Below are 25,039 nucleotides of genomic sequence, written 5' to 3'. Positions count from 1 at the left end.
ACGCAACGCCCGGGCCCGCCCGGGCGTTGTCGTTTCAACCTTTGGCGGCGATGCGATCGGCCGGATGATGCACGCCGTCTTCCACCGGCACGGCAATGTTCAACGCATACGGATTGACGCCCTCCAGGCAGCCGACGTTATAGCCGTATTCGTTGGGATTGGAGCGGCGCCGGTGATGGGTGTAGATGCCGCACACGCCGCAGAAATAGTGCGCTGCCGTCTGCGTATTGAATTGATACAGTCGCAGCACGTCTTCGCCCTGTACGACATGCAGGCCATCGAGGGTGACCGACGCGACGATGGCGCCGCGACGGCGACACATCGAGCAATCGCAGCGGCGTGGATCGAGCAGGCCATGCGGCAGATCCAGATCGATCTGCACTGCACCGCAGTGGCAACTCAGGCGATGCACCGGCCCCAGCGTGACATCGCCCACCTTGTGCGTGCTACGACGCAGATGCCGCTCGCTCATGCGCCGACCTCCGCCAGCCGCACCCACGCCGGCGCATGGTCGCTGGGGCGCTCCCAGGTCCGCGGTTCGCGGTCGATGCCCGATTCCACCGCGCGCGTGCGCAAGGCTTCCGAGACCAGGGTCAGGTCGATACGCAGGCCCAGATTGCGGCGGAAACCGGCCTGGCGGTAATCCCACCAGCTGAAGTGTTCGGCGTCCTGGTTATGCAACCGGAATGCGTCGTGCAGGCCCAGTGCCAGCAGCTTGTCCAACGCGGCGCGCTCGTCGGTCGAAGTGAGGATGTGGTGCTCGTTCCACACCGTCGCATCGTGCACGTCGCGCGCATCCGGGGCGATGTTGAAGTCGCCCAGCACCACCAGCTGCGGGTACCGCTGCAGCTCCTGCGCGATCCAGTCGTGCGCTGCGGCGAGCCAGCGCAATTTGTAGGCGTACTTGTCGGTGCCCACGTCCTGGCCGTTGACCACATACAGATTGATGATGCGCACGCCATCCACAGTGGCGGCGATGACGCGCTGCTGCACGTCGTCGAGCCCGGGGATGCCCATCTGCACGTCAACGGCCGGCGAGCGCGACAGGATCGCCACGCCGTTGTAGGTTTTCTGGCCGCAGAACACGCTGCGGTAGCCCAGTGCCGCCAGCGCCGCATCGGGGAACTTGTGGTCTTCCAGCTTGGTTTCCTGGATGCCCACCACATCCGGCGCAAACGCGGCGAGCCACTGTTGCAGGTGCGGCAGGCGCACATTGAGCGAGTTGACGTTCCAGGAGGCAATCTTCATGGCGCGGACCGTGGTCCAAACCACCAATGGTACCGCGCCATGTGTCGCCCTCAGGACGGTGGAGCCCGGCGTGGCAGAACCGGGGCATTCCGCCACGCGCTGCGGTTGTGTCGTCGGGAAGGCGCGTGCGGTCCTGGCGTGCGCGTTATCGGTGCCGCCCATTGCGCGGGCGCACTGGATCGGCGCAACGGACGCGCTTGCCCGCGAACGGTGGCGAGCGGCCGGCGGTCACGCGCGGGCGCGGCCGGTCCGGCGACCGCCGCCTGTCACCGAAAGCGCGAGGCGGGCACCTGCGCCGGACAGCCGCCGCCAATTCAATCACTTAGCGTGAAGCAATCCTCCCGGTTGATATGGGTAAGCTTGCCCGACCCCCATGACACCGCTAGCCATGCCGTCATCCGCCGCAGTCGCGTTGCCGCCGCAGTCGCCTGCCTTTCCCAGCCTGAGCCGCAACGAGCGCGACATGCTCGACCGCCTGCGTCTGGCCGGTGCGCTCACCCGTGCCGACCTCAGCCGTGGCACCGGCTTGACCATGCAGACTGCGGTGCGCCTGATCGAAGGTCTGCACGCGCGCGGCATGGTGCAGATGGGCGAGGCGGTGGCACGCCACGGGCGCGGTAAGCCCGGGGTGGCGGTGTCGCTGAATCCGGCGCATGGGCACACGTTGGGCATCTCCATCGCCACCGATGCGCTGGCCCTGGCACTGGTGGATTTTTCCGGTGCCCTGCTCGCCTGCAGCGAGGCCGCGCTGACCGACACCACGTTGTACGGGGTGCTCACCCAACTGCAGGCCGCCGATGCGGCGCTGCTGGCACGCGTGGACACAGCCGGCGCGCGCCTGGGTATCGGCGTGGCGCCGGGCGGGTACTTCACCGGCGAGGATGCCTTCATCCATCCGCCCGAACCGCTGCGCGCCCTGGGCCAGATCGCACTGTGCCCATGGCTGGCCGAGGCGTTCGGGCAACCGGTGTGGATGGATAACGACGGCAGCGTTGCCGCCGCCGGCGAAGCGATGCTGGGGGTTGGCCGGCGCCATCGCGACTTTGCCTATCTGTCTGTAGGTGACGGCCTGGGCGGCGGCCTGGTCATCGATGGCCAGGTGATGCGTGGGGCACGTGGCAACGCCGGCACATTCGCCGACATCTTGCCGGCGCCGCAGCGGGAGCCGGCCACCCTGGAAGTGCTGCGCGAACTACTGGCCGAAGACGGCCTGGCGTTTGCCGATGTGCGCAGCCTGCTGGCGGCCTACGATCCGGCCTGGGCGGCGATCGAGCGCTGGATTGCCGGCAGCGTACCTGGGGTCGCGTCGATCGTGTCGGCCATCACCGCCGTGTGCGACCCCGACGCCATCGTGTTCGGCGGTCGCCTGCCGGGCGATCTGGCGCAACGCCTGATCGCCGCAGTGCAGATCGCCACCCTGCCACGCGGCGACCAGGCGCGCCTGCCGGTGCTGCTTCCGGCCGAGGCGCCTGCCGATGCCTGCGCGATTGGCGCGGCCAGCTTGCCGTTGCAGGCGCGTTATTTCGGCTGAGCAAGGCGCTGCACCCGCATCGCCAGCGCGGCTAGCGTCCTGGCTGCGACGGCAGATGCGCATTCTGGTAAGCCGGCGCGTTGCTGCGATCTCCTAGTTGCCGCAGAGGGCGGCAGCAATCGTCGAACAGTTCCATCGCCAAATTGCGTGCCTGTTGCTGCTGCTGTTGGGTAAGCGCGTCCAACATCTCGTCTTCGGCCTGCAGCGGCGCAGTTGCGTCCAGCGGCTGCCCCGGCGGCTGGCGTGCAGCCAGTCGCCACGCCGCTGCATACACCGGGTCGGGCGCATGCAGCAGCGGCGATTCCACCACCTGCGCCAGGGTATCGATGGCATCGCGGTGACCTGCCAATGCCAGCGCCTCCAGTTCGCTCACGATGACAGCCACCTCGCGCTCTGCATCCGGCGACAACGTTGGCTGCGTGCCTGCAGGCGCGGCCGCCACAGCACGCTGCATCAGGTCGGCAGCGCGTTGCGCCAGCAGATAGCGCTGGGCAGCCGCATCGCCACGCGCGGCGGCGGTCCGTAGCATCGCCTCGATCTGCAAGGGCGTGTCTGCCACGCATCCGGCCCGACCAGGCAACCCTGCGACCATCACCCCACCGCGCGCGATCTGCGCAGCCTGTTGGTGCTGACGTTCGCGGCAGGCGAGTTGCTGCATGGCGGTGTCGAACAAGCTGGGCGATGCGCCATTGAATGGCTGTCGCGATCGGCCAGCGCCCGAAGGCGCGCTCGGCAGCATGGCTCGATCCTCGACACGCGGTGTGTCGGGTGCATGCAACGCGTGCAGCGACCCTATGACCGCCAGCACCAGCACGATCGCAGCAACCCTGCCCGGCCATGGCCAGCCTGATCGATCGCCAGACCGATGCGCCGTTTGCGGTCGGCTTGTCATCGCACCCCGCCTCAACGCAATGCCGCTTCCAGCGTGGCGTGATCGAAACGCACCGGGTTGGCCTGACGCAACTGCTCCAGTGCGTTGGCAGCCGCCTGGTCGCGCAATTGCACTTCGATCTGTCCGCGTGCGCTGTCCAGGGTTGCCGGTCGCCGCGCATCGACACGGATCAGGTGGTAACCCTCCGGGCCACGCACCGGCGCCGACACCTGTCCCACCGCCAGGTCCTGCACCGGCGCGACAAACGCGTCCGCCACGTTGCGCAGAAACATCGGCGACAGTGCGCCGCCTTCGGCCGCAGTGCTGGCATCGTCGGACTGCTGCATCGCCAATTCGGCAAACGGTGTGCCGGACTCCAGCTGTTGCTTGAGGCGCTGCGCCCGGGCAAGCGCCTGCGCATCGGTCAGTGGCGTCCCGCGCCGCGCGGCGCCCTGCGGCTTCAACGCCACGAATACATGGCTCAAGTGCACTTCATCATAATCGTGTGGATGCGCATCGAACTGCGCCTTTATCTGCGAAGCATCGATCTGCGCGCTGTCGCGCGCACGCGTCTGCACGGCCTTGGCCAGGATCGCATCGGTTGCCTGACGGATGCGCGCGGCCACGACCGGATCGTCCTGCAGATGCACACGCCGAGCCTGCTCCACCAGCAACAGGCGATCGGCGAATTCGCGTACAAATGCCGGGTCGGCTGCACCGGCGGGATCGAAATCCTGCGGCAAGCCAGCCAGCGCAAGCACACGGTATTGCTGGGCATCGAGCGATTGCTTGCCGATCTGCAGCACCGTTGCCTGGTGACTGCGTCTATCGGATGCGGTAGTGGCGGCCTGCGCCGCTGCCACGCAGAAGATCGGGCTCACCGCCAGCGCAGCGAGCAAGAAACGTCTGGAAAACATACGACAACCTCCGTTAGACAAGACCCGACGGCAGTCGGCGCCGCCGTCGGGTCGGCCAGATGCACGCGTTATTCGTGCTTGCCGCGCGCACGCAGATAGGCGATGGCCGCCTTCGGGTCATCGGTGGTGATCAGGCCGAATGCCTCGTCGTGCACGATGAAATCCAGGTTGCCGCGATTGTCGGCGGTGTCGCGGCCGCCGGCGTAGGCGAAGTACAGATCCGACAAGGCATAACAGCAGGCACCGCTGTTCTGATAGAACTTGCCGGCAGACGGACCGTCGGGAATGGCCTGGAAGACACCGACGCGATAACCGCGCTCACGAATGAAGTCGGCATCGCTCTGCAACAGGCCACCGAGCTGCTTGACGTTGATCTCCATCGTCTGCTGGCCGTCGTTCATCCACGCCGAGATCGTCTGGCGCACGTTGATCTTGCCGAGCATGTTGGTGGTGAACACCGGAATGCCGACCATGCCGCTACCGTCGGCACGGTAGGCATCGCGACTGGTGTACAGCGTTGCATTGACCTTGGCGGCGACATAGCTGCCGGAGGCCACACCGAACGCGCCTTCCGCCGCTTTGCGGACAGCGCGTACCGTCGCCGCATCCTTGATGTCGAACACCATCGGAGTGCGCAGGTTGTGCTGCTTGTAATAGGCGAACACGTCATCGACGCGCGGCACGTGATAGCCGGTAATGGTGTTGCGGTCCGGGCTCAGCAGGAACAGCGCGCTGACCTGCGACCAGGGTGTCACCAGCACTGATGGGTTCACGCCCTGGTTGGTGATCGGGTCGTATTTGACGCCGGGATGCTGCTGCCACACGGTGGTGGTGCGGCCAAGGTTGTAGTCGTGCAACAGGACCGGCACGCCATCGCTGGTGAGCTTGACGTCCAGCTCCACGCCATCCATGCATTGATCGTTGGCAGCCTGCAACGCGCCGCGCGAGTTTTCCGGCAGATCGGCGATCCCGGCGTATTTTCCCCATAGGCCGCGATGCGCCAGCACCGTGGTCTTGTCGGCGCCATTGAACAGGATGGCGTTCATTTTGGTTGCGCTGGAGTCGCCGCACGCGGCCATCGCCCACTGTGGCAATGCTGCAAATAACGCAATCGTTCCGAGGCGCCGGCACGCACGGGCCAGCCTATGAATCTCACAGGAAGTGGTCATGTCTCATTGTCCAGAGTGAAGGAAGGTGCATCCCCAACGACAAGGACCGACGGGTCGACACCATCGATGCACTCGCCGGACAGCACACTCGCTCAACGGATCAATGGCCGCGAGGGAGCGCAAGCCGGCCGCAATTGGCGGTCGGCTTGGCGAAAAACTTAGTCACTTTCCATGACCTAATTTCTTCGACCAGATGGCGGTTTGCTACCGGCGCGCAGCGATGGCGCACGCAACGAAAGACATGTCCAACATGTGTCGGCCGGGGTCTATTGCAGGTGTTTCCCGGCGTCGGGACAACCACGAAATGCCGGCGCTCGGCCTGCATAGGGCACTGCGCGTGCGCGTGCGCACCACCACGAACACGCGGCCACCGGGGCCACCGGGGCCAGGGCCGCGCGGGTATCTCGCACACGTCACTGGCCGGGCCGCCAGAACAGCGGCGGCGGCGCCAAAACGCACAACGCCGGCACTGGGCCGGCGTTGTGCGGTCGCATCAACCATCAACCCATCTATCAGTGACCCGAAGCGCCACTGGCACCCAGGCCGGTTTCGGCACGGATCTGCTGCGCCTTGAAGGCGGCGCGTTCGTTGGCTGCCTGCGGGCTGCGATCCAGCACCGAGAACAACCAGATGCCGACAAAGCCAATCGTCATCGAGAACAGCGCCGGCGAGGTGTACGGGAACGGCGCCGAGCCGGCCGCATTGCCCAGCGTGTCCACCCACACCGACGGCGACAGGATCGTCAGCACCAGCGAGGAGATCAGGCCGAGGAAGCCGCCCACCACCGCGCCGCGGGTGGTGCAGTTCTTCCACAGCAGCGACAGGATCAGCACCGGGAAGTTGGCCGAGGCGGCGATGGCGAAGGCCAGCGACACCATGAAGGCCACGTTCTGCTTCTCGAACACGATGCCCAGCAGCACGGCGATCACGCCCAGCACCAGGGTGGTGGCACGCGAGACCTTGAGCTCGGAGCCGGGCGCCGGGTTGCCCTTCTTGATCACCGTGGCGTACAGGTCATGCGACACCGCCGATGCGCCGGACAGGGTCAGGCCAGCCACCACCGCCAGGATGGTGGCGAAGGCCACTGCCGAGATGAAGCCCATGAACACGTTGCCGCCCACCGCGTTACCGACCAGTACCGCCGCCATGTTGGCCGCACCCTTGCCGCCATGGATGGTGGCGGTGGCAACATCGGCGAACTGCGGGTTGGTCAGCACCAGCGCGATCGCACCGAAGCCGATGATGAAGATCAGGATGTAGAAGTAGCCGATCCAGGTGGTGGCCCACAGCACCGACTTGCGTGCCTGCTTGGCATCGGGAACGGTGAAGAATCGCATCAGGATATGCGGTAGGCCGGCGGTACCGAACATCAGTGCCATGCCGAAGGAAATCGCCGAAATCGGGTCCTTGACGAAACCGCCCGGTCCCATGATTGACAGGCCTGCTTTCGCCGCATCCTCAGGCGAAGCGCCACCGCTGGCCGCGACCGCGGTTTTCACCCGCACGCCTTCGGCAAACAGCGCCTCGAAGCTGAAGTTGAAATGCCACATGATCGCCACGGCCATGAAGGTCACGCCGGTCAGCAGCAGCACGGCCTTGATGATCTGCACCCAGGTGGTTGCGGTCATGCCGCCGAACAACACGTAGATCATCATCAGCACGCCGACCAGGGTCACCGCCACCCAGTAGTCCAGGCCGAACAGCAGCTTGATCAGCGCACCGGCACCCACCATCTGTGCGATCAGATAGAACAGCACCACCACCAACGTGCCGGACGCCGCGAAGCTGCGGATCGCCGTCGGCGCGAAGCGGTAACCGGCCACGTCGGCGAAGGTGTACTTGCCGAGGTTGCGCAGGCGTTCGGCCATCAGGAAGGTCAGGATGGGCCAGCCGACCAGAAAGCCGATCGCATAGATCAGGCCGTCGTAGCCGTTGGCCATCACCGCGGCGGTGATGCCCAGGAACGAGGCCGCCGACATGAAGTCGCCGGCGATCGCCAGGCCGTTCTGGAAACCGGTGATGCCACCGCCAGCGGTATAGAAGTCAGCGGCCGACTTGGTCTTGGCCGCTGCCCATTTGGTGATCCACAGGGTGGCCAGCACGAAGAAGCCGAACATGGCGATCGCCACCCAGTTGGTGGGCTGCTTGTCGACCTGGCCCAGGTCGCCGCCGGCGGCCAGCGCGATGCCGGCAGGCATCAGGCCGGCCAGGATCAGGAGAAGGCGCGAAGTCTTGCTCATTTGCGGGCTTCCTCCAGGATCTGCGCGGTCAGCTGGTCGTAGGTGTTGTTGGCGCGACGCACGTAGATGGCGGTGATGACGATGGTGAACACCATCACCCCGATCGCGATCGGAATGCCGATCGAGGTCACCCCGGCACCGATCGGCTTGGCAAGGAATTCCTTGTCGAAGGCAATCAGGCCGATGTAGCCGTAATAGGCCAGCAACATCAGTACGGTGAGCGTCCAGCCCAGCATATTGCGCTGACGCTTGAGTGCGTGGTACTTCGGATTGGCATCGATCTTGGCGATCAACGCGTCATTCGAGACGGTCATGGTCTGTCTCCTGGTAGAGCGCTGGTAAGACATGAAGGCGGCGATGCCCGTTCCACCGCAGTGGAACAGGCCGCCAGTGGCAGAACGCTAGAAGCTGTACTTGGTGGTGAACTGCAGACGCGAGATGTCGCCGCTGTCGCCGTTTTCGGCTTCGCGGCGGCCGTACATCAGCTCGGCGCCCACATCCACCTTCGGCAACGGCGAATAGAACACGTTGGCGCGAATGCTTTGCTGGGACTTGCTGGCAAGCCCACCGGTATTGGCCAGCGAATGGTCGTAATTCACCCGCGAGTACATGAGGGTGCTGCGCAGCTTGGCGTTGTAGTCGTGGCGCCAGGCCACCCAACCGGCAACCGTGGTGACGGTCTGGATATTGCCGTCGATGTCGATCTCCACATCCGAGCCGTTGCCCAGGCCCAGATAGCGTCCCAGGCCCTCGCCGTAGCTGAGCTGGTAACGCAGATCGTTCTTGGAGTTGATGATCCAGCGGCCGCCGCCGGCGATGGCACCGCCGAAGTCGGTGTCGTTGGTCAGCGCGCTGCGGGTGCGGTACTGGCGCGCGATGGCCGACAGACCGAAGGTGCCCCAGGTGCCCTTCCAGTTGTAGCGTGCGGTCAGGTCCGGCATCGCGCCATGGTCGGAGGCCAGGATGGTATTGCCGCCCTGGTACGGGGTGGTCAGCGTCTCGGGGTTTTCGGCCGACACGCTGAAAGCGCCGCGGGTATACCGGATCTGGGTCTGACGGCTGAACAACGCACCGTCGGTCGGCCCGACGATGTCGGCCGCTTCCGGCAGGATGGTGGGATCGATGAAGTTGGACCAGGTCTGACCGGCCAGCCAGTTGTTCCAGCTCATGTAGGCATGCCGCAAGGTGCCGCCATACAGATTGTTGACCTGGTTGGCCAGCGCGTTGCCGAAGAAATCCAGTTCGATGAAGGCGGTGAGCTTGTCGCCGTTTTCGGTGACGGTGTCTACGCCCAGATTGAAGCGCGAGAACTTGGCGTGGAAGTCGGTGTCGGTGCTGGACGCCTGCCCGCCGACCGGCGTCTGCGTCGGGATATACAGGTAACGTCCCACCGCACCCTCAGGCAGTGCGCCGTCGCTGGTGCGGGTGGTCATGAAGTCGGCCTTGATGAAACCACCGTAACGGAACGTTGTCCCCGGCAACGCGTTCGGCGTGATGCTGGTCAGCTGGATCGGCTTCTTGCCGGCAGGCACCGCCGGTGCCGGCGGCGTCTGCGCCTGCAAGGTACGCACTTCGGTGACCTGCGTCTGCGTCTGCGCGATCTGGCCCTGCTGCTGTTGCTGCGCGGACACCAGCATCTGGACCTGACGCTCGAGCTCGGCGATGCGCGCTTCCAGTGCCTTTTCCTTGGACGTCTGGGCGAACGCAGCGCCCGGCAATAAGGTGGCGACCAACAAGGCGGCCGCCAACGGATGGCGCACCAGCGGTGCAATACGGTGTTTCATGGAACCCTCTCCCCAATGAAGGCCTCGCGCTTGATGGCGATGCTGTGCGGAGCGTGAGGCAGTCCGCGCTTCGGAGCCTATTCGCCTTTGGTCGTAGCTGCAACGCAGCATTCCGCAAGATGACCGATGGTCGCACCGCATCACGCCTGGCATGTGCGTTGCCCCACTCATCCGGGTTACGACCATGGTCTAAGGCGCCGTTGACCGCCGGGACAGAATGGATGCGGCACACTGATTGCCTACCGAGGGCAGCCGCAACGCCCTCTTCCGACAAGTTCATCGCAAGTGAGGGTGCCATGGCTGATGTTTATCCCGTCGATCCCGCGTTCGCCGCCGATGCGCGCGTGACGCGCGAGCAGTACGCCGCGCTGTACCGCGAATCGATCGAACACCCCGAACAGTTCTGGGGCAAGGCCGCGCAGCGGTTGGAGTGGTTCAAGCAACCGACCCAGATCAAGGACGTCAGCTATGCGCTGGACGACTTCCACATCCGCTGGTTCGGCGACGGCGAGCTCAACGCCAGCGTCAACTGCCTGGACCGCCAGCTGGCCACGCGCGGCGACAAGACCGCGCTGCTGTTCGAACCCGACAGCCCGGACGCGGCCTCGTACCCGGTGACCTATCGCGAGCTCTATGAGCGCGTGTGCAAGCTGGGCAATGCGCTGCGCAACCTGGGCGTCAAGAAGGGCGACCGGGTCACCATCTACCTGCCGATGATCGTCGACGCCGCCGTGGCCATGCTGGCCTGCGCGCGCATCGGTGCGGTGCATTCGGTGGTGTTCGGCGGCTTTGCTGCCAACTCGATCGCCGACCGCGTGATCGACTGCCAGAGCAAGCTGATCATCACCGCCGACGAAGGCCTGCGTGGCGGCAAGAAGATTCCGCTCAAGGCCAATGTCGATGCAGCGCTGAAGATTCCCGGCACCAATACGGTGGAAACCGTGCTGGTGGTGCGTCATACCGGTGGCGCGGTGGAGATGCAGGCACCGCGCGATCGCTGGTTCCACGACGTGGTCGACGGCCAGCCGGCCGAGTGCACGCCCGAGCGCATGAACGCCGAAGACCCGCTCTTCATCCTCTATACCTCCGGCTCCACCGGCAAACCCAAGGGCGTGTTGCACACCACCGCCGGCTATCTGTTGTTTGCCAGCTACACGCATGAAGTGGTGTTCGACCTGCGCGAGGACGACATCTACTGGTGCACGGCCGACGTGGGCTGGGTCACCGGCCACAGCTACATCGTCTACGGCCCGCTGGCCAATGGCGCCACCGCGGTGATGTTCGAAGGCGTGCCCAATTACCCGACCGTCTCGCGCTTCTGGGAAGTGATCGACAAGCACCAGGTCAGCATCTTCTACACCGCACCCACTGCGATTCGCGCACTGATGCGCGACGGCTCCGAACCGGTCAAGAAGACCTCGCGCAAGAGCCTGCGCCTGCTTGGCAGCGTTGGCGAGCCGATCAATCCGGAAGCCTGGCGCTGGTATTACGAGGTGGTCGGCGACAGCCGTTGCCCGATCGTGGACACCTGGTGGCAGACCGAAACCGGCGGCATCCTGATTTCGCCGCTGGCCGGCGCGGTCGATCTCAAGCCAGGCTCGGCCACCCTGCCGTTCTTCGGCGTGCAGCCGGCGCTGGTCGATGCCGAAGGCAAGATCCTGGAAGGCGCCACTGAAGGCAACCTGGTGCTGCTCGATTCCTGGCCGGGCCAGATGCGTAGCGTGTATGGCGACCACCAGCGCTTCATCGACACCTACTTCCGCACCTATCCGGGCAGCTACTTCACCGGCGACGGCTGCCGTCGCGATGCCGACGGCTACTACTGGATCACCGGCCGCGTGGACGATGTGATCAATGTCTCCGGGCACCGCATCGGCACCGCCGAAGTGGAAAGCGCGCTGGTCTCGCACCCCAAGGTCGCCGAAGCGGCCGTAGTGGGCTTCCCGCATGACGTCAAGGGCCAGGGCATCTATGCCTATGTCACCCTGATCGCCGGCGAAACCCCGAGCGAGGACCTGCACAAGGAATTGGTGAGCTGGGTGCGCAAGGAGATCGGCCCGATCGCCTCGCCCGACCACCTGCAGTGGGCGCCGGGCCTGCCCAAGACCCGCTCGGGCAAGATCATGCGCCGCATCCTGCGCAAGATCGCCGAGAACGCGCCCGACCAGCTTGGCGACACCTCCACGCTGGCAGATCCGTCGGTGGTGGATTCGCTGGTCAACGAGCGCCTGGCGCGCTGACGCGCTGGGAATGGGGAATCGGGAGTAGGGAATCGGTAGAGCGGTTCCCTGGTTGCTGAGCGTGGGATGGGGATGGGGATTCGTCGGAAGCGAATCTCCTTGCTGCGCTGCCATCGTCGTCAACTGATTTCCTCCAACGCCACCCCACTCAATTCGTTCGTTACTTCTTTTGTTGTCGTGTGCTGCCTGTGCCCTCGTTAGTTGCTGCTTGCTTGCCTGCTTCTGGGCTGCTCTTGATTTCCCGATTCCCCACTCCCGATTCCCGGCTCCCCAATGACCACCCTGCTCATCGCCGACGACCATCCCCTGTTCCGTGAAGCCTTGCGCGGGGCGGTGCAGCGCGTGATGCCGGGGGTAGAACTATTCGAAGCCGATAACGTGGATGCGCTATACACCCTGGCCGATGCGCAGCCGGACGCCGATCTGCTGCTGATGGATCTCAACATGCCTGGCGCGCAGGGATTCAGCGCGTTGGTGCACATGCGCTCGCTGCATCCGCAGTTGCCGGTGGTGGTGGTCTCCGCACGCGAAGAGCCCACCGTGATGCGGCGCGCGATCGACCACGGTGCGTTCGGCTTCATTCCCAAATCCGCCGATTCGGACACCATCGGGCGCGCGCTGGCCACCGTGCTCGATGGCGAGCGCTGGATCCCGGCCGAAGCGCAAAACCTGCCGCCGACCGATAGCGAGGAACGCGAGGTTGGCCAGCGTCTGCGCGATCTCACGCCACAGCAATTTCGCGTGTTGCAGATGCTGGGTGCCGGGCGCCTCAACAAACAGATCGCCTACGACCTGGGCGTGTCCGAAGCCACCATCAAGGCCCACGTCACCGCGATCCTGCGCAAGCTCGGCGTCACCAATCGCACCCAGGCAGTGCTGATGGCCGGCAAACTCGCCATCGATGCCGACGGCATCGTGCTGCCGCCGCCGGAAGAGGAATGAGTCGCGCCGGACGTCCTGCGTTGGGCGTCTAGGGAACACTTCATCGCGCCCGGGTGCGCGCCTGCGCCTGACCCGGCATCCATCCGAGTCACCCGATGCGCTGCACTACATCGCACGCTCCGGCACCGCGGTAGGAGCGCACCCGGGCGCGAGGGCGTTATCGGTAGTGCGGTATCGCGCGCAGCGCGTTCCTGCACTTTTCAGGCCGTGCCCCTATTCCGGCGCGCGCACCAACAGCACGTGCAACTCGCGCATCGGCTCGAAGTTGGCCTGCGTGAACTGGAAGGTCAGCGGGTCGACTTTTTCAGTTCGCCATCCAGGCACACGCTCGGGATGGCGCTGGCCGCCTGCTTGCGAATGGTCAGCCGGACCCCCAGGCAACTTGGCGGGCAAGATTCCCACCTGGTTGGTGCTGTACGACGCGCCGGGCACGGCCCGCAGCGACGGCGAGTGCGTGGAAGCAGCGCCACCGTCTCGATGCCGGCGGGCAGCAAACGCTGCGCGCGCCGGTGCAATCGTGCCTGCGCCAGCATGCCGGCCTCAACGCAGGCTGTTGCCTGCTTGATCGGGCCGTTCCAGTGGTTGCCGTTCGTGCGCACGTAGCACAGGTTGGTCCATTCCAGACCGTCCTTGTCCTCACGACGCTGCATGCTGGCCTGGGTCGTCGGTTCGATACAGGTGTCTTTGCATATGACTCCAGCCACTCCCTGCTGGGCTGCGGGACGTTGATGGACAGGCTGGATATAGAGGTGTGGCGGATCTGCACTCTGACCTTGGCAGGAAATTCCTGCTGCCAGACGAAGTAGGCATTAAGCGTGAATCGCGCCGGCCCATCGCCATCGACCCAGTGCGGGCAGCGGTTTGCGTCCGTTCGGCGGCGTGGCCGGTGCGGTAAAGGCGGCGACATTGTCCTGGGTCCAGCCGGTGGCGGCGAACGCGGTGGAGCTCCTGCTGCCGTCATTTAGCAGCATAACCAGCTTGCGCGCGGTGGCAGCCGGGTTGCCGTCGGCCCCAGAGTTTGAAATCGCTCAGTGCCTTGTTGTCGGCCATTCGGCAGTACATCGGCAGTATCAGAAAGACCACCGGCACGCTCAGGTCGCGCTCGCTAGTGGTGGCGAAAACGTTGTGCGCGCTCGCGCAACGTCATCCCAGCTTCCACGCGCTTGCCCATGCCAACGCCGCATTGCACCCTTCCACGATGCGCTGATTGCGCAAATGCCGATCGCGACACCCTGCTTCAGTGACAAGCCCAAGCGCGGGGGCGTGATCGCATCCACAACCGCATACCGTGCGACATCGCAGTTGTCGATATCACCATTGACCATGAGCTAATGCCTGGGCAAGGCTCGAGCACCCAGGACGCTTTGGAGCTGGCATGGCGCGACGTTTCCCCTGGCTCTGGATGGGCCTGCTGGTGGCCTGTGCATTGATTGCGGTGCTGGCGTGGCAGAACCGGCAGCTACGCGTGCAGCAGCAGTGGCTGCAGACGCGCATCAGCACGCCGTATGACGGCATGTACGTGCCGCGTATCGAAGCGACCGATGGCGATGGCCGGCGACATCTGCTCGGTGCGTCGCAGGGGCCGGCACAGGTGCTGTTCTTTTTCACCACCACCTGCCCGTACTGCCAGCGCTCGGCACCGACCGTGCTGCGGGCAGCGCGGGAGCTGCAGGCCAACCTTCCCGGCCGGCCGCAGCTGTTGGGCGTGTGCCATTGCGATGCGGCGCAGGCGGCGCGCTACGCCCATGTGCACGGTTTCGATTTCCCGGTGGTCACGTTGACCGATCGTCGCGCGCTGATGCTGTTCCGCGCACGCAATGTGCCGCTGCTGATGGCCATCGATGGGGAGGGGCGCGTGCGTCATTCGCATCTTGGCATTTTCGATACCACGGAGCGGGTGCAGGACCTCGTTGCCGCCTTGCGCCGCACGGACGCGCCAGCGGCTTTTGCAACGGTGAAGGAGTAATGCATGAAGAAGCGTTGGGTAAGCTTGCGTAGTGCGTTGATGGCAGCGACCTTTCTGGCCAGTACCGGGTTCGGTGCCTTCCAGGTGATGGCGGTCGATAACGCACAGCCGAAAGTCGAATCGTGTAGTGCATGGGCCTGCAAAGCCGAGTGTCCGGAATTCGGCGGCGACCTGGGCCAGGGCAACGTCTGCTACTGCTGCGGTTAACCGCCGGCGACAAAGCGACTGTGTCGCTGCCAAACGGAAGCGGCCGGTGGACGGAAGCAGCGTGTTGCACGCGCATCTTCCGCTTCTGCGCACCGCCCGCCTTCTGCTGACGCTGCACGCACCGTTTTGATCGCCGCTGTTCCGCCTGACGGCGAGGTCCCTCCGGGCCTCGCCGTCTGAAGGTGTCGGTGCGTGGCGTGCCGCGCCACTCAGCCCAGCGCGCGATAACGGAAGTCGCGCATCACCACGTGGCCTTGTTGCGCGGCGTATACGCCCAGTTGCAGGCTCAGAAAACCGCCGAACACGTTGTGATGGAATCCGGACACTTCCATGCGGGTGGGGTGACGCGTCCACTGCCGGCCGTCGTCGAAGGAGTAGTCGAAACTCACGATCTGGTGGTCGTTGGTCAACCGCACGCGTATGCGCCGATGCGTATTGGGCGCGCGTGCCCACACCAGTTCTTCCGAATATTCGTAGGTCTTCATGGTGTCGGCAGTGAAGCCGATGCCGACGAAGGCCTTGTGGTTATAGAACAACACCATGCCGCCTTCGGCATTGCCGACCAGTTCCAGCGTCAGCTCTGCCATGTAGGCGCGATCGGGCACGCCGCAGGTCAGGGGCGTGCTGTCGATCGGCGAGCTGCCCGCACAGGCCAGCGTCAGCGCCTTGTGCGCACGCCGCACCCGCGCCTGTTCGCCGGGCTTGGGCGCATGCAGGCTCCATTGGGTGCCGAACCTGTCGCTGGAAAAATCGTCGGACAAGGCCAACCCCGTCGCCGGCGCCATGCCGCCGGCAGGCACGCGTGCCGGTGTGCGTAGTGGTTTGGACAGATCGCCGCCAGTGGCGCGAAACCAGCCGTCGGCCGTCCACTCGATCGGCTCCAGCAAGGTCTGCCGCCCCAGCGTGCGAAAGCCGTTTTCGTAGCCGTGATAGACCATCCACCAGTCGCCGCGCGGCCCTTCCACCAGCGTGGCATGCCCGCGCGACCACCACGGCTCCTGCTCCGATTGGGTGCGCACCAGCGGATTGCGCGGGCAGTGCTCCCACGGCCCATGCACCGAGCGCGAACGCGCGGCGATGACCATGTGCCCGGTCACCGGCCCGGCGGTGCCGCCAACGGCGGTGACCAGGTACAGCCAGCCATCGTGCCAGGTCAGCTTGGGGCCTTCGGGCGCGAAATTCTCCACCACCCAGTGGTCGGGATAACGCCACGGCGCATAGGCCGGTTCCAGCGGCCCGTCGGTGGCCAGGCCGTCATCGCGCAGGCGGATCTTGCGGATGCCGTTGACGAACAGATAGCGCTTGCCGTCTTCGCCGACCACGTGACCGGGATCGATGCAGCCGGCGATCTTCAGGTCGATCGGTGCGCTCCACGGCCCGCGGATGTCGTCGGCCCAGATCACGAAGATCGACCAGCCGGTGTCGTCCGGATTGGCCGGGATGTAGATGTAGTAGCGATCGTTGTGCTTGCACAGGTCCAGCGCCCAGATCGTGCCCAGCTCCTGATGCAACGCCGGGCCGATCGGGGTCCAGTTGACCAGATCGGTGGAATGCCACAGCACGATGCCCGGGTAGGAAAAGAACGACGAAAACGTCATGTAGTAGTCGTCGCCATCCTTGAGGATGGTGGGGTCGGGGTGATCGCCGGCCACGATGGGATTGAGATAGGTGCCGTCGCCCAGATCCGCCTTGCGCTGCCCCTCCACACCGCGCGCCCACTGTGGCGTGCGTGCGCACCGTGTCGCCGACGCCTGGGGCGCAGCCGCCAGCGGTGCGACCAGTGCGCCGGCAGCCAGCCCCTTGAACAAATCCCGCCGTGTCGTGTCTGCCATGCGCCAGGTTCGTCGAAGAAGGCAGGTATCTAGCCGCACCGGCTTTCATGCCGCAACCGCAGGCGGGGCGTTATAGGAACTGGTCATGCCATGTGCGAAATCCGACATAGCGCCGCCGGCCTCGACGACGATGCGCACACCCAGGCCAGCGCTATGCTGCACTGCAGCGTGATCTGTTCATTGATGATTGCCATATTCATATGCGAACAGTCCGGCACCTGCCGGATGGTGGACGTTGCAATGCTCAGCTTCTGTTCTACGGATTCTTCAAGCGCCCGCCCCTGCGCCCTGCTCGTGGAGCGGCGCGTATGAGCGGCGTGGCACGGCAGCGCCTGGGCGGCACCGACGTGCAGCTGTCTGCACTGGGCTTCGGTGCGGCCCCGATCGGCAACCTGTATGCGGAAGTGGATGAAGCGCACGCACTGGCAGCGGTTGCAGGCGCGTTCGAGGCCGGCATCCGTCATTTCGATACCGCGCCCTATTACGGCTACGGGCTGAGCGAAGCGCGCCTGGGGCGTGGCCTGGCCGGCGTGCCGCGCGCGGATTACACGCTGTCGACCAAGGTTGGCCGTTGCGTCTACGACGATGCCCACGCCGTTGCCGGCCGCGATGGCTTTGCGGTGGCCGGGCGGCGTGCCGAGTTCGACTACAGCGCCGACGGCGTCCGCCGCGCGTTCGACTCCAGCCTGCAGCGCCTGGGCACCGACTACATCGACGTGCTGCTGCACGACATCGGTGCGCTCACCCACGGCGACAACCACGCCAACGTCCTGCGCCAGGCCTTGGAGGAGGCCTTGCCGGCGATGGCGGAGCTGAAGGCGGCCGGTGCCTGCGGGGCGATCGGGCTGGGCGTCAACGAGCAGGACGTGGCACTGGAGGTGTTGCCGCGCTTTCCGCTCGACTGCGTGATGCTGGCCGGCCGCTACACCTTGCTGGAACAGCACGGCGCGCGTGCGCTGCTGGATCAGGCGCAGCAACGCAATGTGGCGATCCTGTCGGCCGGCCCGTACAGCTCCGGCCTGCTGAGCGACGCACGCGGCCCCGGCGCCACCTACAACTACGCCCCGGTCGACACCGCAACGCTGCAGCATGCGCAGCGGCTGTACGCGGCCTGCGCGGCGTTCGAGGTGGATATCGGTGCGGCTGCCTTGCAGTTCCCGCTGGCGCACCCGGCGGTGACCACGGTGGTGGCCGGCATGCGCAGCGTGGCCGAAGTGCGATCGGCTGCCACGCGGCTTGCCGCTCCGGTGCCATCGGCACTGTGGCAACGCCTGCGCGATGAGGGTCTGCTCGCAGCGGAGCTGCCCACGCCATGAGCCGGGTCGACGCGCACCTGCACTTCTGGCACCTGGCCCGTGGCGATTACCACTGGCTGACGCCGGAGCTGGCGCCGCTGTACCGCGACTTCGGCCCGGATGACGTCAGCGCTGCGCTGGACGCGGCCAATGTCGATCACGTGGTGGTGGTGCAGGCGGCCACCACCGAGGCCGAGACCTGCTACCTGTTCGAGCTGGCCCGCGACGATGCGCGCATTGCCGGCGTGGTGGGCTGGGTGGATTTCGCCGCACCCGATGCGGCTGCACGCATCGGCGCCTTGGTGCGCGCCGGCGGCGGCGTGCTCAAGGGCCTGCGCCCGATGGTGCAGGACATCGCCGACGTGCACTGGCTGGCCAGTCCTGCCCTGGATGCCGCCTTCGATGCCCTGCTGGCGCACGATCTGGCCTTCGACGCATTGATTCGTGCCGCCCATGTACCGGCACTGCAGGCACGCCTGAAGCGCCATCCGGGCTTGCGCGTGGTGGTCGATCACGGCGGCAAACCGCAGATTGCGGCCGGCGAATTCGTCGCCTGGGCCGCCGGCATGGCCGCACTGGCCCAGCATCCCAATGTGCATTGCAAACTCTCCGGCCTGCTGACCGAAGCCGCGCGCGGCGCGGGCGTGGACGCGCTGGAGCCGTATGTGGCGCACCTGTTCGCCCGCTTCGGCGCGCAGCGGCTGCTCTGGGGCAGCGACTGGCCGGTGCTGACCTTGCGCGCCGATTACGCGCACTGGTTCGCGCTTGCCCAGCAACTCGTCACCCGGCATGCCGCCGAGCACGCGGCAGCCATCTTCGGCGACAACGCACGCACGTTCTATCGTCTGCCACGGCCGGCGGCCCCCACCCACGGAACCTCATCGGTATGACTGTCTCGATCTCCACCACTCCCAACACCCGCCTGCAGGGCAAGCGTTGCCTGATCACCGCCGCCGGGGCCGGCATCGGTCGCGAAAGCGCGCTGGCCTGCGCACGCGCCGGCGCACAGGTGATCGCCACCGACATCGACGCTGCGGCCTTGCAGGCGCTGGCCACCGAATCGGACGCCATCACCACTCACCTGCTCGACGTGACCGACGCTGCAGCAATCGATGCATTGATCGCTGCGCATGGCCCGTTCGATGTGTTGTTCAACTGCGCCGGCTTCGTGCATCAGGGCAGCATTCTCGATTGCGACGAGCCGGCATGGCGCCGTTCGTTCTCGATCAACGTCGATGCGATGTACTACACCTGCAAGGCGGTGTTGCCGGGCATGCTCGAACGCGGCCGCGGCAGCATCATCAACATGTCCTCGGTGGCCTCCAGCATCAAGGGTGTGCCGAACCGCTTCGTGTACGGCGTGACCAAGGCCGCGGTGATCGGGCTGAGCAAGGCGATTGCGGCCGACTACGTGGCGCAGGGCGTGCGTTGCAACGCGATCTGCCCGGGCACCATCAAGACGCCGTCGCTGGGCCAGCGCGTCAAGGCCCTGGGCGGCGACGAACAGGCGGTGTGGAAGAGCTTCACCGACCGCCAGCCGATGGGCCGCCTGGGCGACCCGCGCGAGATTGCGCAGCTGGTGGTGTACCTGGCTTCGGACGAATCGTCGTTCACCACCGGCCAGACCCACATCATCGATGGCGGCTGGTCGAACTGAGCACCGCTGGCGAACGAGAGTGCAGCCGCCAGGCGCACTCACGCTCGCCAGGGTTTTATCGCGCGTTGCGCGCTGACAAAAAACGCTCTTCCACACCTGGCGTCACCGCTGTTTGCAGCATGCATCATCCATATTCCTCCGAGCGCACCTTCCGCACCCGCCTGCGACGTGTAATTGGCCGCTCCACTCCTCCCCTACAAAGGAAGACTGCATGAAACTCGTACGTGTTGGCGCCGAAGGCCACGAACGCCCTGGCCTGATCGATAGCGAAGGCCGCATCCGCGACCTCAGCGGTGTGATCGACGATGTCGCCGGTGAGCATCTCACCAATGCCGGCGTGGACAAGCTGCGCGCGCTGGATGTCTCTGCGCTGCCGGTGATCGAAGGCGACGTGCGTTACGGCGCTGCGGTAGGCCGCATCGGCAAGTTCATCTGTGTGGGCTTGAACTACGCCGACCACGCCGCCGAATCGGGCATGGACGTGCCCAAGATGCCGATTCTTTTCATGAAGGCCACCACCGCGGTGTGCGGTCCCAACGACACGGTGATCATTCCGCGCGGGTCGGTGAAGAGCGATTGGGAAGTGGAGCTGGGCGTGGTGATCGGCGATGTGGCGCGCGATGTGTCGGTGGACCAAGCGCTGGACCATGTCGCCGGCTATGCGGTGATCAACGACCTGTCCGAGCGCGAATTCCAGCTCGAACACGGCGGCCAGTGGGTCAAGGGCAAGAGCGCCGACACCTTCGGCCCGATCGGCCCGTGGCTGGTCACCCGCGACGAGATCCCCGACCCGCAGAACCTGTCGATGTGGCTGGAGGTCAACGGTCACCGCTACCAGAACGGCAGCACCCGCACGATGGTGTTCGGCGTGGCCGAACTGGTCAGCCACATCAGCCGCTACATGACGCTGATGCCCGGCGATGTGATCAGCACCGGCACGCCGCCGGGCGTGGGCCTGGGCCAGAAGCCACCGGTCTACCTCAAGCCGGGCGATGTGATGGAGCTGGAGATCGAAGGCCTGGGTCGCCAACGTCAGCCGGTGGTGGCGCATCCACGCGATGCGGGGTGAGGTTGCGTGCCGGCAGGAGAGGGTTACCGAATTGAAAGCGTGTTGACGCGTTGCGCTCCACCACCCAGACCCTTCTTTTGCAGCAAAAGCCGAACAACAACCGTAGACGTCGCCGAGCAACCATGGGTACGCGCTGCAGCTCAAGCCCCTCTCCCACCGGGAGAGGGGTTGGGGTGAGGGTGAGGTGCCACGTCGTCGCGCAAATCGACGCAATGCCGCTGTTTGTTGGTTTGCTACCTCGATGCTGGTGCTAACGAATCATCAGCAGGTCTTTAGCGAGTGGGCGCCCGCATTGAATGTCCAAACGTTGTAGCGCTTCGATGGCGATACGCAGTTTGTCGTGCAATCGATTCAGTGATTCGAGTTTCAAACGCAGGGGCCCTGCCATGCGTCAACACAACCGTCGCTACGCGTTCGCACCCTCCACCCCAACCCCTCTCCCGATAGGAGATGGGCTAGATCAATTCCCTGTTTCCGTTCTTGTCGGTCCGTTCTTCTTCCACCCTTCACCGCCCAGGATTTTCATGCGCACCATCATCGCCCTCGAAACCCACGACGTCCGCTTCCCCACCTCGCGCGAGTTGGATGGGTCGGACGCGATGAATCCCGATCCCGATTACTCGGCGGCCTACGTCGTGCTGCGCACCGATGCGGCCGATGACCTGGCCGGTTACGGCCTGGTGTTCACCATCGGCCGCGGCAACGACGTGCAGACCGCTGCGGTGGCAGCACTGGCCGAGCATGTGGTCGGCTTGCGGGTGGAAGACGTCATCGCCGATCTGGGCGCGTTCGCGCGCCGGCTCACCAACGATTCGCAGCTGCGCTGGCTGGGCCCGGAAAAGGGCGTGATGCACATGGCCATCGGCGCTGTCATCAACGCCGCATGGGACCTGGCCGCACGCGCGGCGAAAAAACCGTTGTGGCGCTTCATTGCCGAACTCACGCCCGAGCAGTTGGTCGACACCATCGACTTCCGCTACCTCACCGACGTGCTCACCCGCGACGAGGCGCTGGCGATCCTGCGCAATGCGCAGCCGCAGCGCGCGCAACGTATCGCCACGCTGATCGAACAGGGCTACCCCGCCTACACCACCTCGCCTGGCTGGCTCGGCTACTCCGACGAAAAGCTGGTGCGGCTGGCCAAGGAAGCGGTGGCCGACGGCTTCCGCACCATCAAGCTCAAGGTCGGCGCCAACGTGCGCGACGATATCCGTCGCTGCCGCCTGGCACGCGAAGCGATCGGCCCGGACATCGCCATGGCCGTCGATGCCAACCAACGCTGGGACGTGGGCCCGGCGATCGACTGGATGCGCCAGCTGGCCGAATTCGACATCGCCTGGATCGAAGAACCCACCAGCCCGGACGACGTGCTCGGCCATGCCGCCATCCGCCAAGGCATCGCGCCGGTGCCGGTCTCCACCGGCGAGCACACGCAGAACCGGGTGGTGTTCAAGCAGTTGCTGCAGGCCGGTGCGGTGGACCTGATCCAGATCGATGCCGCGCGCGTGGGCGGGGTCAACGAGAACCTCGCCATCCTGCTGCTGGCCGCCAAGTTCGGCGTGCGCGTGTTTCCGCACGCCGGCGGTGTCGGTCTGTGCGAGTTGGTGCAGCATCTGGCAATGGCCGATTTCGTGGCCATCACCGGCAAGATGGAAGACCGCGCGATCGAGTTCGTCGACCACCTGCACCAGCATTTCCTGGACCCGGTGCGCATTCGCCACGGCCGCTATCTCGCCCCGGAAGCGGCGGGCTTCTCCGCAGAAATGCACGCCGCCTCGATCGCGGAGTTCAGCTATCCGGGCGGACGCTTCTGGGTAGAGGATCTGGCGGCCAGCGCGAAGACCTGAGCGCGCGTCCCCTCATCCGCCCTTCGGGCACCTTCTCCCGCGCGCGGGAGAAGGAAGCGGTTCCGGGACCGCTCGGCAATTCGAATTGACACGTCTCGGCCCGAGCTTCGGCCTTCTAGAACAACCACCGGCTGGCTGCCTAAACCCGCCGCGCCTGGATCAACGCGGAGCACGCCCTTCTCCCGCGCGCGGGAGAAGGAAGCGGTCCGGGACCGCTCGGCAATTCGGATTGACACGTCTGGGCCTGAGCTTTCGGCCTTCTAGAACAACCAATGGCTGGCTGCCTAAACCCGCCACGCCTGGACCAACGCGGAGCACACCCTTCTCCCGCGCACGGGAGAAGGAAGCGGTCCGGGACCGCTCGGCAATTCGGATTGACACGTCTGGGCCTGAGCTTTCGGCCGTGCAGAACAACCAATGGCTGGCTGCCTAAACCCGCCACGCCTGGCCCAACGCGGAGCACGCCCTTCTCCCGCCTGCGGGAGAAGGTGCCCGCAGGGCGGATGAGGGCGCTCTTAGCGCTGCGCGTCGATCGCCTCACTCAGCGCAAAGATCCGCCCGGCCTGCCGCCATTTCTCGCCCGGCGCACTGCCGGGCAGCGGTTTCTGGAACCGCCACATCAACTGCTCCCATGCCTGGATACGCGGGTCGGCTGCATCGCGCGCGGCCTTGGCGGCCGGATCGTAGTCCTCGCTGACCTGCATCAGCATCACCAACCGGTCGCCGCTGCGAAAGATCTCCAGTTCCTGGATGCCGGCCTGCTGCAGGGAAGCCACCACTTCCGGCCACACCTCGGTGGGTTGATGCCAGCGCTCGTATTCGGCGATCAAGTCCGCATCGTCGTGCAGGTCCAACACATAGCAAAGACGCGGCATGCTCAGGCTCCTGCAACCACGGGCGCCACGCGACGGGCGCGCAACGCGAACGACAAAATCACCGCAAAGCACGCACCCGGCACAACCATCGCCCAGTGGATGCCGGCCATATCCGACACCGCGCCCATCACCGCCGTGAGCAGGGCACCGCCGATGATGGACATCACCAGCATGGACGAGCCCAGCTTGCGGGCATCGTCGTGCATGCCGTCCAGGCCCAGCGCAAAAATGGTCGGGAACATCACCGACATGAACACGCTCGCCGCCACCAGTGCATACAAGCCGGTCCACCCCGGCAGTGCGATGGCCACCGCGCACAGGACCAGATTGATCACGGCAAAACTTGCCAACAGCTTGGCAGGTGCCAGATAGCGCAACAGCGCGGTGCCGATGAAGCGGCCGGCCATGAACAGCACCAGCGAGATGGTGAGATAGGTCGCAGCGGTCTTCTCCGGCGTGCCGGGCACTGCGTCCTGCAGATAGCGGATCAGGTAACTCCAGATGCCGACCTGCGCGCCCACGTAGAAGAACTGCGCCACCACCGCAAACACGAACAGGCGGTTACGCAGCAATTCGCCAAAGCGTGCGCGCCTGGGCGCGGCGCCGGTGCCTGCCTCCGGCGCGCCGCTGGGAAAGCGCACCAGCGCGATCAGGATCGCCCACAGCACCACCACCGCACCGATGATCAGGTAGGGCGTCTGCACGGCTGCCGATTCGGTGGCGAAAAACGCCTCGCGCGCGGCCGGCGCCATCGCGGCCAGCTCGGCCGGGGTGTGCTCCACGCCGGAGAAGATGAAATGCTGGCCGACCAGCACGCCGGTGATCGAGCCCAGCGGGTTGAACGCCTGCGCAAGGTTCAAGCGCCGCGCCATCGGCCGGACCTAGCACGGTCACCAGCGGGTTGGCCGTGGTTTCCAGGAATGCCAGCCCGCTGGCGATCACGAACAGCGCCAGCAGGAACAGCCAGTAGGTGTGCACTTGCGCGGCCGGATAGAACAGGAACGCGCCGCATGCGTACAACAGCAGGCCCAGCACCACCGCGGCCTTGTAGCTGTAGCGGCGCATGAACATCGCCGCCGGCATCGCAAACACGAAATAGCCCATGTAAAAGGCGCTCTGCACCAGCCCGGCCTGCAGGTCGGTCAGCTCGAACGCCTTCTTGAACTGCTTGATCAGGATGTCGTTGAGGTTGTTGGCCATGCCCCATAGAAAGAACAGGCTGACGATCAACAACAGGGGAACCATGGCGGTGCGCGCCAGGTTGCCGCGCGGCGACGCGGCAATGTCACTGTGATGCATGCGACCGTTCCCCTCCCAAGGCTGTGGCGCTTGCGTTGCAATCGAGCGAG

General features: G+C 65.5%; 21 protein-coding genes and 3 pseudogenes. 11 read left to right on the top strand and 13 right to left on the bottom strand.

Annotation, left to right across the window (positions count from 1 at the left end; all coding sequences use genetic code 11):
• Positions 1–34: 34 nt before the first annotated feature.
• The gene (locus FLG15_RS21520) at positions 35–472 is read right to left on the bottom strand and encodes a GFA family protein (protein ID WP_057678850.1); all 438 of its coding nucleotides are present in this window, start codon (positions 470–472) and stop codon (positions 35–37) included.
• A complete protein-coding gene (xth, locus tag FLG15_RS21515) occupies positions 469–1,248 on the bottom strand; it encodes an exodeoxyribonuclease III (RefSeq protein ID WP_057678851.1) in 780 nt (259 codons plus the stop codon). The genes FLG15_RS21520 and xth overlap by 4 nt, the downstream gene beginning before the upstream one ends.
• A gap of 388 nt (positions 1,249–1,636) precedes the next feature.
• On the opposite strand from xth, the gene FLG15_RS21510 reads away from it, so the two are divergent.
• On the top strand, positions 1,637–2,779 hold the full coding sequence (locus tag FLG15_RS21510; protein WP_057678852.1) for an ROK family protein: 1,143 nt from the start codon (positions 1,637–1,639) through the stop codon (positions 2,777–2,779).
• Between the two features lie 31 nt (positions 2,780–2,810).
• On the opposite strand, the gene FLG15_RS21505 is transcribed toward FLG15_RS21510, so the two are convergent.
• From FLG15_RS21505 to FLG15_RS21480, 6 genes are all read right to left on the bottom strand, one after another.
• Entirely contained in the window at positions 2,811–3,518 is a 708-nt protein-coding gene (locus FLG15_RS21505) for a hypothetical protein (RefSeq protein ID WP_057687115.1), read from the bottom strand.
• Positions 3,519–3,682: 164 nt separating this feature from the next.
• Positions 3,683–4,567 (bottom strand): peptidylprolyl isomerase, encoded by an 885-nt coding sequence (locus FLG15_RS21500; RefSeq protein ID WP_057687116.1) that lies wholly within the window; start codon positions 4,565–4,567, stop codon positions 3,683–3,685.
• A gap of 68 nt (positions 4,568–4,635) precedes the next feature.
• On the bottom strand, positions 4,636–5,646 hold the full coding sequence (locus FLG15_RS21495; protein WP_081023123.1) for a glycerophosphodiester phosphodiesterase family protein: 1,011 nt from the start codon (positions 5,644–5,646) through the stop codon (positions 4,636–4,638).
• A 602-nt stretch (positions 5,647–6,248) separates the two neighbouring features.
• Positions 6,249–7,976, bottom strand: a complete 1,728-nt coding sequence (locus FLG15_RS21490; protein ID WP_057687118.1) for a cation acetate symporter — start codon at positions 7,974–7,976, stop codon at positions 6,249–6,251.
• Positions 7,973–8,290, bottom strand: a complete 318-nt coding sequence (locus FLG15_RS21485; RefSeq protein ID WP_104644630.1) for a DUF485 domain-containing protein — start codon at positions 8,288–8,290, stop codon at positions 7,973–7,975. The genes FLG15_RS21490 and FLG15_RS21485 overlap by 4 nt, the downstream gene beginning before the upstream one ends.
• Positions 8,291–8,377: 87 nt before the next feature.
• Positions 8,378–9,760 (bottom strand): DcaP family trimeric outer membrane transporter, encoded by a 1,383-nt coding sequence (locus FLG15_RS21480; protein WP_057687119.1) that lies wholly within the window; start codon positions 9,758–9,760, stop codon positions 8,378–8,380.
• Between the two features lie 296 nt (positions 9,761–10,056).
• On the opposite strand from FLG15_RS21480, the gene acs reads away from it, so the two are divergent.
• Complete coding sequence (acs, locus tag FLG15_RS21475; RefSeq protein WP_150147368.1) at positions 10,057–12,000, top strand: acetate--CoA ligase; 1,944 nt, start codon at positions 10,057–10,059, stop codon at positions 11,998–12,000.
• A gap of 273 nt (positions 12,001–12,273) precedes the next feature.
• A complete protein-coding gene (locus FLG15_RS21470; RefSeq protein ID WP_017156036.1) occupies positions 12,274–12,942 on the top strand; it encodes a response regulator transcription factor in 669 nt (222 codons plus the stop codon).
• Between the two features lie 213 nt (positions 12,943–13,155).
• Here the strand turns inward: FLG15_RS21470 and FLG15_RS21465 are convergent.
• Together FLG15_RS21465 and FLG15_RS21455 are read right to left on the bottom strand one after the other, a co-directional pair.
• Positions 13,156–13,313: pseudogene (locus tag FLG15_RS21465) on the bottom strand (DUF4424 family protein); the annotation flags it as partial.
• A 189-nt stretch (positions 13,314–13,502) separates the two neighbouring features.
• Positions 13,503–14,064, bottom strand: a pseudogene (locus FLG15_RS21455) (DUF4424 family protein); the annotation flags it as partial.
• Positions 14,065–14,344: 280 nt separating this feature from the next.
• Between FLG15_RS21455 and FLG15_RS21450 the strand changes: the two are divergent.
• Both FLG15_RS21450 and FLG15_RS21445 read left to right on the top strand, forming a co-directional pair.
• The gene (locus FLG15_RS21450) at positions 14,345–14,908 is read left to right on the top strand and encodes a peroxiredoxin family protein (RefSeq protein WP_162267531.1); all 564 of its coding nucleotides are present in this window, start codon (positions 14,345–14,347) and stop codon (positions 14,906–14,908) included.
• A 3-nt stretch (positions 14,909–14,911) separates the two neighbouring features.
• A complete protein-coding gene (locus FLG15_RS21445; RefSeq protein ID WP_005922076.1) occupies positions 14,912–15,115 on the top strand; it encodes a hypothetical protein in 204 nt (67 codons plus the stop codon).
• 209 nt (positions 15,116–15,324) lie between these two features.
• Here FLG15_RS21445 and FLG15_RS21440 read toward each other — a convergent pair whose 3' ends face one another.
• Entirely contained in the window at positions 15,325–16,947 is a 1,623-nt protein-coding gene (locus FLG15_RS21440; protein WP_057679659.1) for a family 43 glycosylhydrolase, read from the bottom strand.
• Positions 16,948–17,037: 90 nt separating this feature from the next.
• Here FLG15_RS21440 and FLG15_RS21435 point away from each other — a divergent pair, with 90 nt between their 5' ends.
• From FLG15_RS21435 to FLG15_RS21410, 6 genes are all read left to right on the top strand, one after another.
• Entirely contained in the window at positions 17,038–17,259 is a 222-nt protein-coding gene (locus tag FLG15_RS21435; RefSeq protein WP_057679660.1) for a hypothetical protein, read from the top strand.
• On the top strand, positions 17,256–18,263 hold the full coding sequence (locus FLG15_RS21430; RefSeq protein WP_057679661.1) for an aldo/keto reductase: 1,008 nt from the start codon (positions 17,256–17,258) through the stop codon (positions 18,261–18,263). Before FLG15_RS21435 ends, FLG15_RS21430 begins: the two co-directional genes overlap by 4 nt.
• On the top strand, positions 18,260–19,132 hold the full coding sequence (locus FLG15_RS21425) for an amidohydrolase family protein (RefSeq protein WP_057679662.1): 873 nt from the start codon (positions 18,260–18,262) through the stop codon (positions 19,130–19,132). Before FLG15_RS21430 ends, FLG15_RS21425 begins: the two co-directional genes overlap by 4 nt.
• The gene (locus FLG15_RS21420; RefSeq protein WP_017156042.1) at positions 19,129–19,899 is read left to right on the top strand and encodes an SDR family oxidoreductase; all 771 of its coding nucleotides are present in this window, start codon (positions 19,129–19,131) and stop codon (positions 19,897–19,899) included. The genes FLG15_RS21425 and FLG15_RS21420 overlap by 4 nt, the downstream gene beginning before the upstream one ends.
• Positions 19,900–20,110: 211 nt before the next feature.
• Complete coding sequence (locus FLG15_RS21415) at positions 20,111–20,968, top strand: fumarylacetoacetate hydrolase family protein (RefSeq protein WP_057679663.1); 858 nt, start codon at positions 20,111–20,113, stop codon at positions 20,966–20,968.
• A gap of 524 nt (positions 20,969–21,492) precedes the next feature.
• Positions 21,493–22,815 carry an L-fuconate dehydratase gene (locus tag FLG15_RS21410; protein ID WP_150147365.1) on the top strand — a complete coding sequence of 441 codons (1,323 nt, stop codon included), beginning with the start codon at positions 21,493–21,495 and terminating at the stop codon, positions 22,813–22,815.
• A gap of 515 nt (positions 22,816–23,330) precedes the next feature.
• Here FLG15_RS21410 and FLG15_RS21405 read toward each other — a convergent pair.
• Both FLG15_RS21405 and fucP read right to left on the bottom strand, forming a co-directional pair.
• Entirely contained in the window at positions 23,331–23,690 is a 360-nt protein-coding gene (locus FLG15_RS21405) for an L-fucose mutarotase (protein ID WP_057678014.1), read from the bottom strand.
• Positions 23,691–23,692: 2 nt separating this feature from the next.
• A pseudogene (fucP, locus tag FLG15_RS21400) lies at positions 23,693–24,989 on the bottom strand (L-fucose:H+ symporter permease).
• Positions 24,990–25,039: the final 50 nt, after the last annotated feature.

The sequence above is a fragment of the Xanthomonas phaseoli pv. dieffenbachiae genome (assembly GCF_008639345.1).
GTDB classification, from domain to species: domain Bacteria; phylum Pseudomonadota; class Gammaproteobacteria; order Xanthomonadales; family Xanthomonadaceae; genus Xanthomonas; species Xanthomonas phaseoli.
This window is presented reverse-complemented; position numbering and strand designations above follow the sequence as displayed.

Excerpts from the sequence above, each read along its gene's own strand:
- FLG15_RS21480 (WP_057687119.1), bottom strand. The coding sequence starts at position 9,760 with ATGAAACACCGTATTGCACCGCTGGTGCGCCATCCGTTGGCGGCCGCC.
- FLG15_RS21495 (WP_081023123.1), bottom strand. The coding sequence starts at position 5,646 with ATGGCCGCGTGCGGCGACTCCAGCGCAACCAAAATGAACGCCATCCTG.
- FLG15_RS21415 (WP_057679663.1), top strand. The coding sequence starts at position 20,111 with ATGAAACTCGTACGTGTTGGCGCCGAAGGCCACGAACGCCCTGGCCTG.
- xth (WP_057678851.1), bottom strand. The coding sequence starts at position 1,248 with ATGAAGATTGCCTCCTGGAACGTCAACTCGCTCAATGTGCGCCTGCCG.
- FLG15_RS21445 (WP_005922076.1), top strand. The coding sequence starts at position 14,912 with ATGAAGAAGCGTTGGGTAAGCTTGCGTAGTGCGTTGATGGCAGCGACC.
- FLG15_RS21410 (WP_150147365.1), top strand. The coding sequence starts at position 21,493 with ATGCGCACCATCATCGCCCTCGAAACCCACGACGTCCGCTTCCCCACC.
- FLG15_RS21425 (WP_057679662.1), top strand. The coding sequence starts at position 18,260 with ATGAGCCGGGTCGACGCGCACCTGCACTTCTGGCACCTGGCCCGTGGC.
- FLG15_RS21430 (WP_057679661.1), top strand. The coding sequence starts at position 17,256 with ATGAGCGGCGTGGCACGGCAGCGCCTGGGCGGCACCGACGTGCAGCTG.
- FLG15_RS21500 (WP_057687116.1), bottom strand. The coding sequence starts at position 4,567 with ATGTTTTCCAGACGTTTCTTGCTCGCTGCGCTGGCGGTGAGCCCGATC.
- FLG15_RS21450 (WP_162267531.1), top strand. The coding sequence starts at position 14,345 with ATGGGCCTGCTGGTGGCCTGTGCATTGATTGCGGTGCTGGCGTGGCAG.
- FLG15_RS21505 (WP_057687115.1), bottom strand. The coding sequence starts at position 3,518 with ATGCTGCCGAGCGCGCCTTCGGGCGCTGGCCGATCGCGACAGCCATTC.
- FLG15_RS21405 (WP_057678014.1), bottom strand. The coding sequence starts at position 23,690 with ATGCCGCGTCTTTGCTATGTGTTGGACCTGCACGACGATGCGGACTTG.
- FLG15_RS21520 (WP_057678850.1), bottom strand. The coding sequence starts at position 472 with ATGAGCGAGCGGCATCTGCGTCGTAGCACGCACAAGGTGGGCGATGTC.
- FLG15_RS21510 (WP_057678852.1), top strand. The coding sequence starts at position 1,637 with ATGCCGTCATCCGCCGCAGTCGCGTTGCCGCCGCAGTCGCCTGCCTTT.
- acs (WP_150147368.1), top strand. The coding sequence starts at position 10,057 with ATGGCTGATGTTTATCCCGTCGATCCCGCGTTCGCCGCCGATGCGCGC.
- FLG15_RS21435 (WP_057679660.1), top strand. The coding sequence starts at position 17,038 with ATGTGCGAAATCCGACATAGCGCCGCCGGCCTCGACGACGATGCGCAC.
- FLG15_RS21490 (WP_057687118.1), bottom strand. The coding sequence starts at position 7,976 with ATGAGCAAGACTTCGCGCCTTCTCCTGATCCTGGCCGGCCTGATGCCT.
- FLG15_RS21470 (WP_017156036.1), top strand. The coding sequence starts at position 12,274 with ATGACCACCCTGCTCATCGCCGACGACCATCCCCTGTTCCGTGAAGCC.
- FLG15_RS21420 (WP_017156042.1), top strand. The coding sequence starts at position 19,129 with ATGACTGTCTCGATCTCCACCACTCCCAACACCCGCCTGCAGGGCAAG.
- FLG15_RS21440 (WP_057679659.1), bottom strand. The coding sequence starts at position 16,947 with ATGGCAGACACGACACGGCGGGATTTGTTCAAGGGGCTGGCTGCCGGC.
- FLG15_RS21485 (WP_104644630.1), bottom strand. The coding sequence starts at position 8,290 with ATGACCGTCTCGAATGACGCGTTGATCGCCAAGATCGATGCCAATCCG.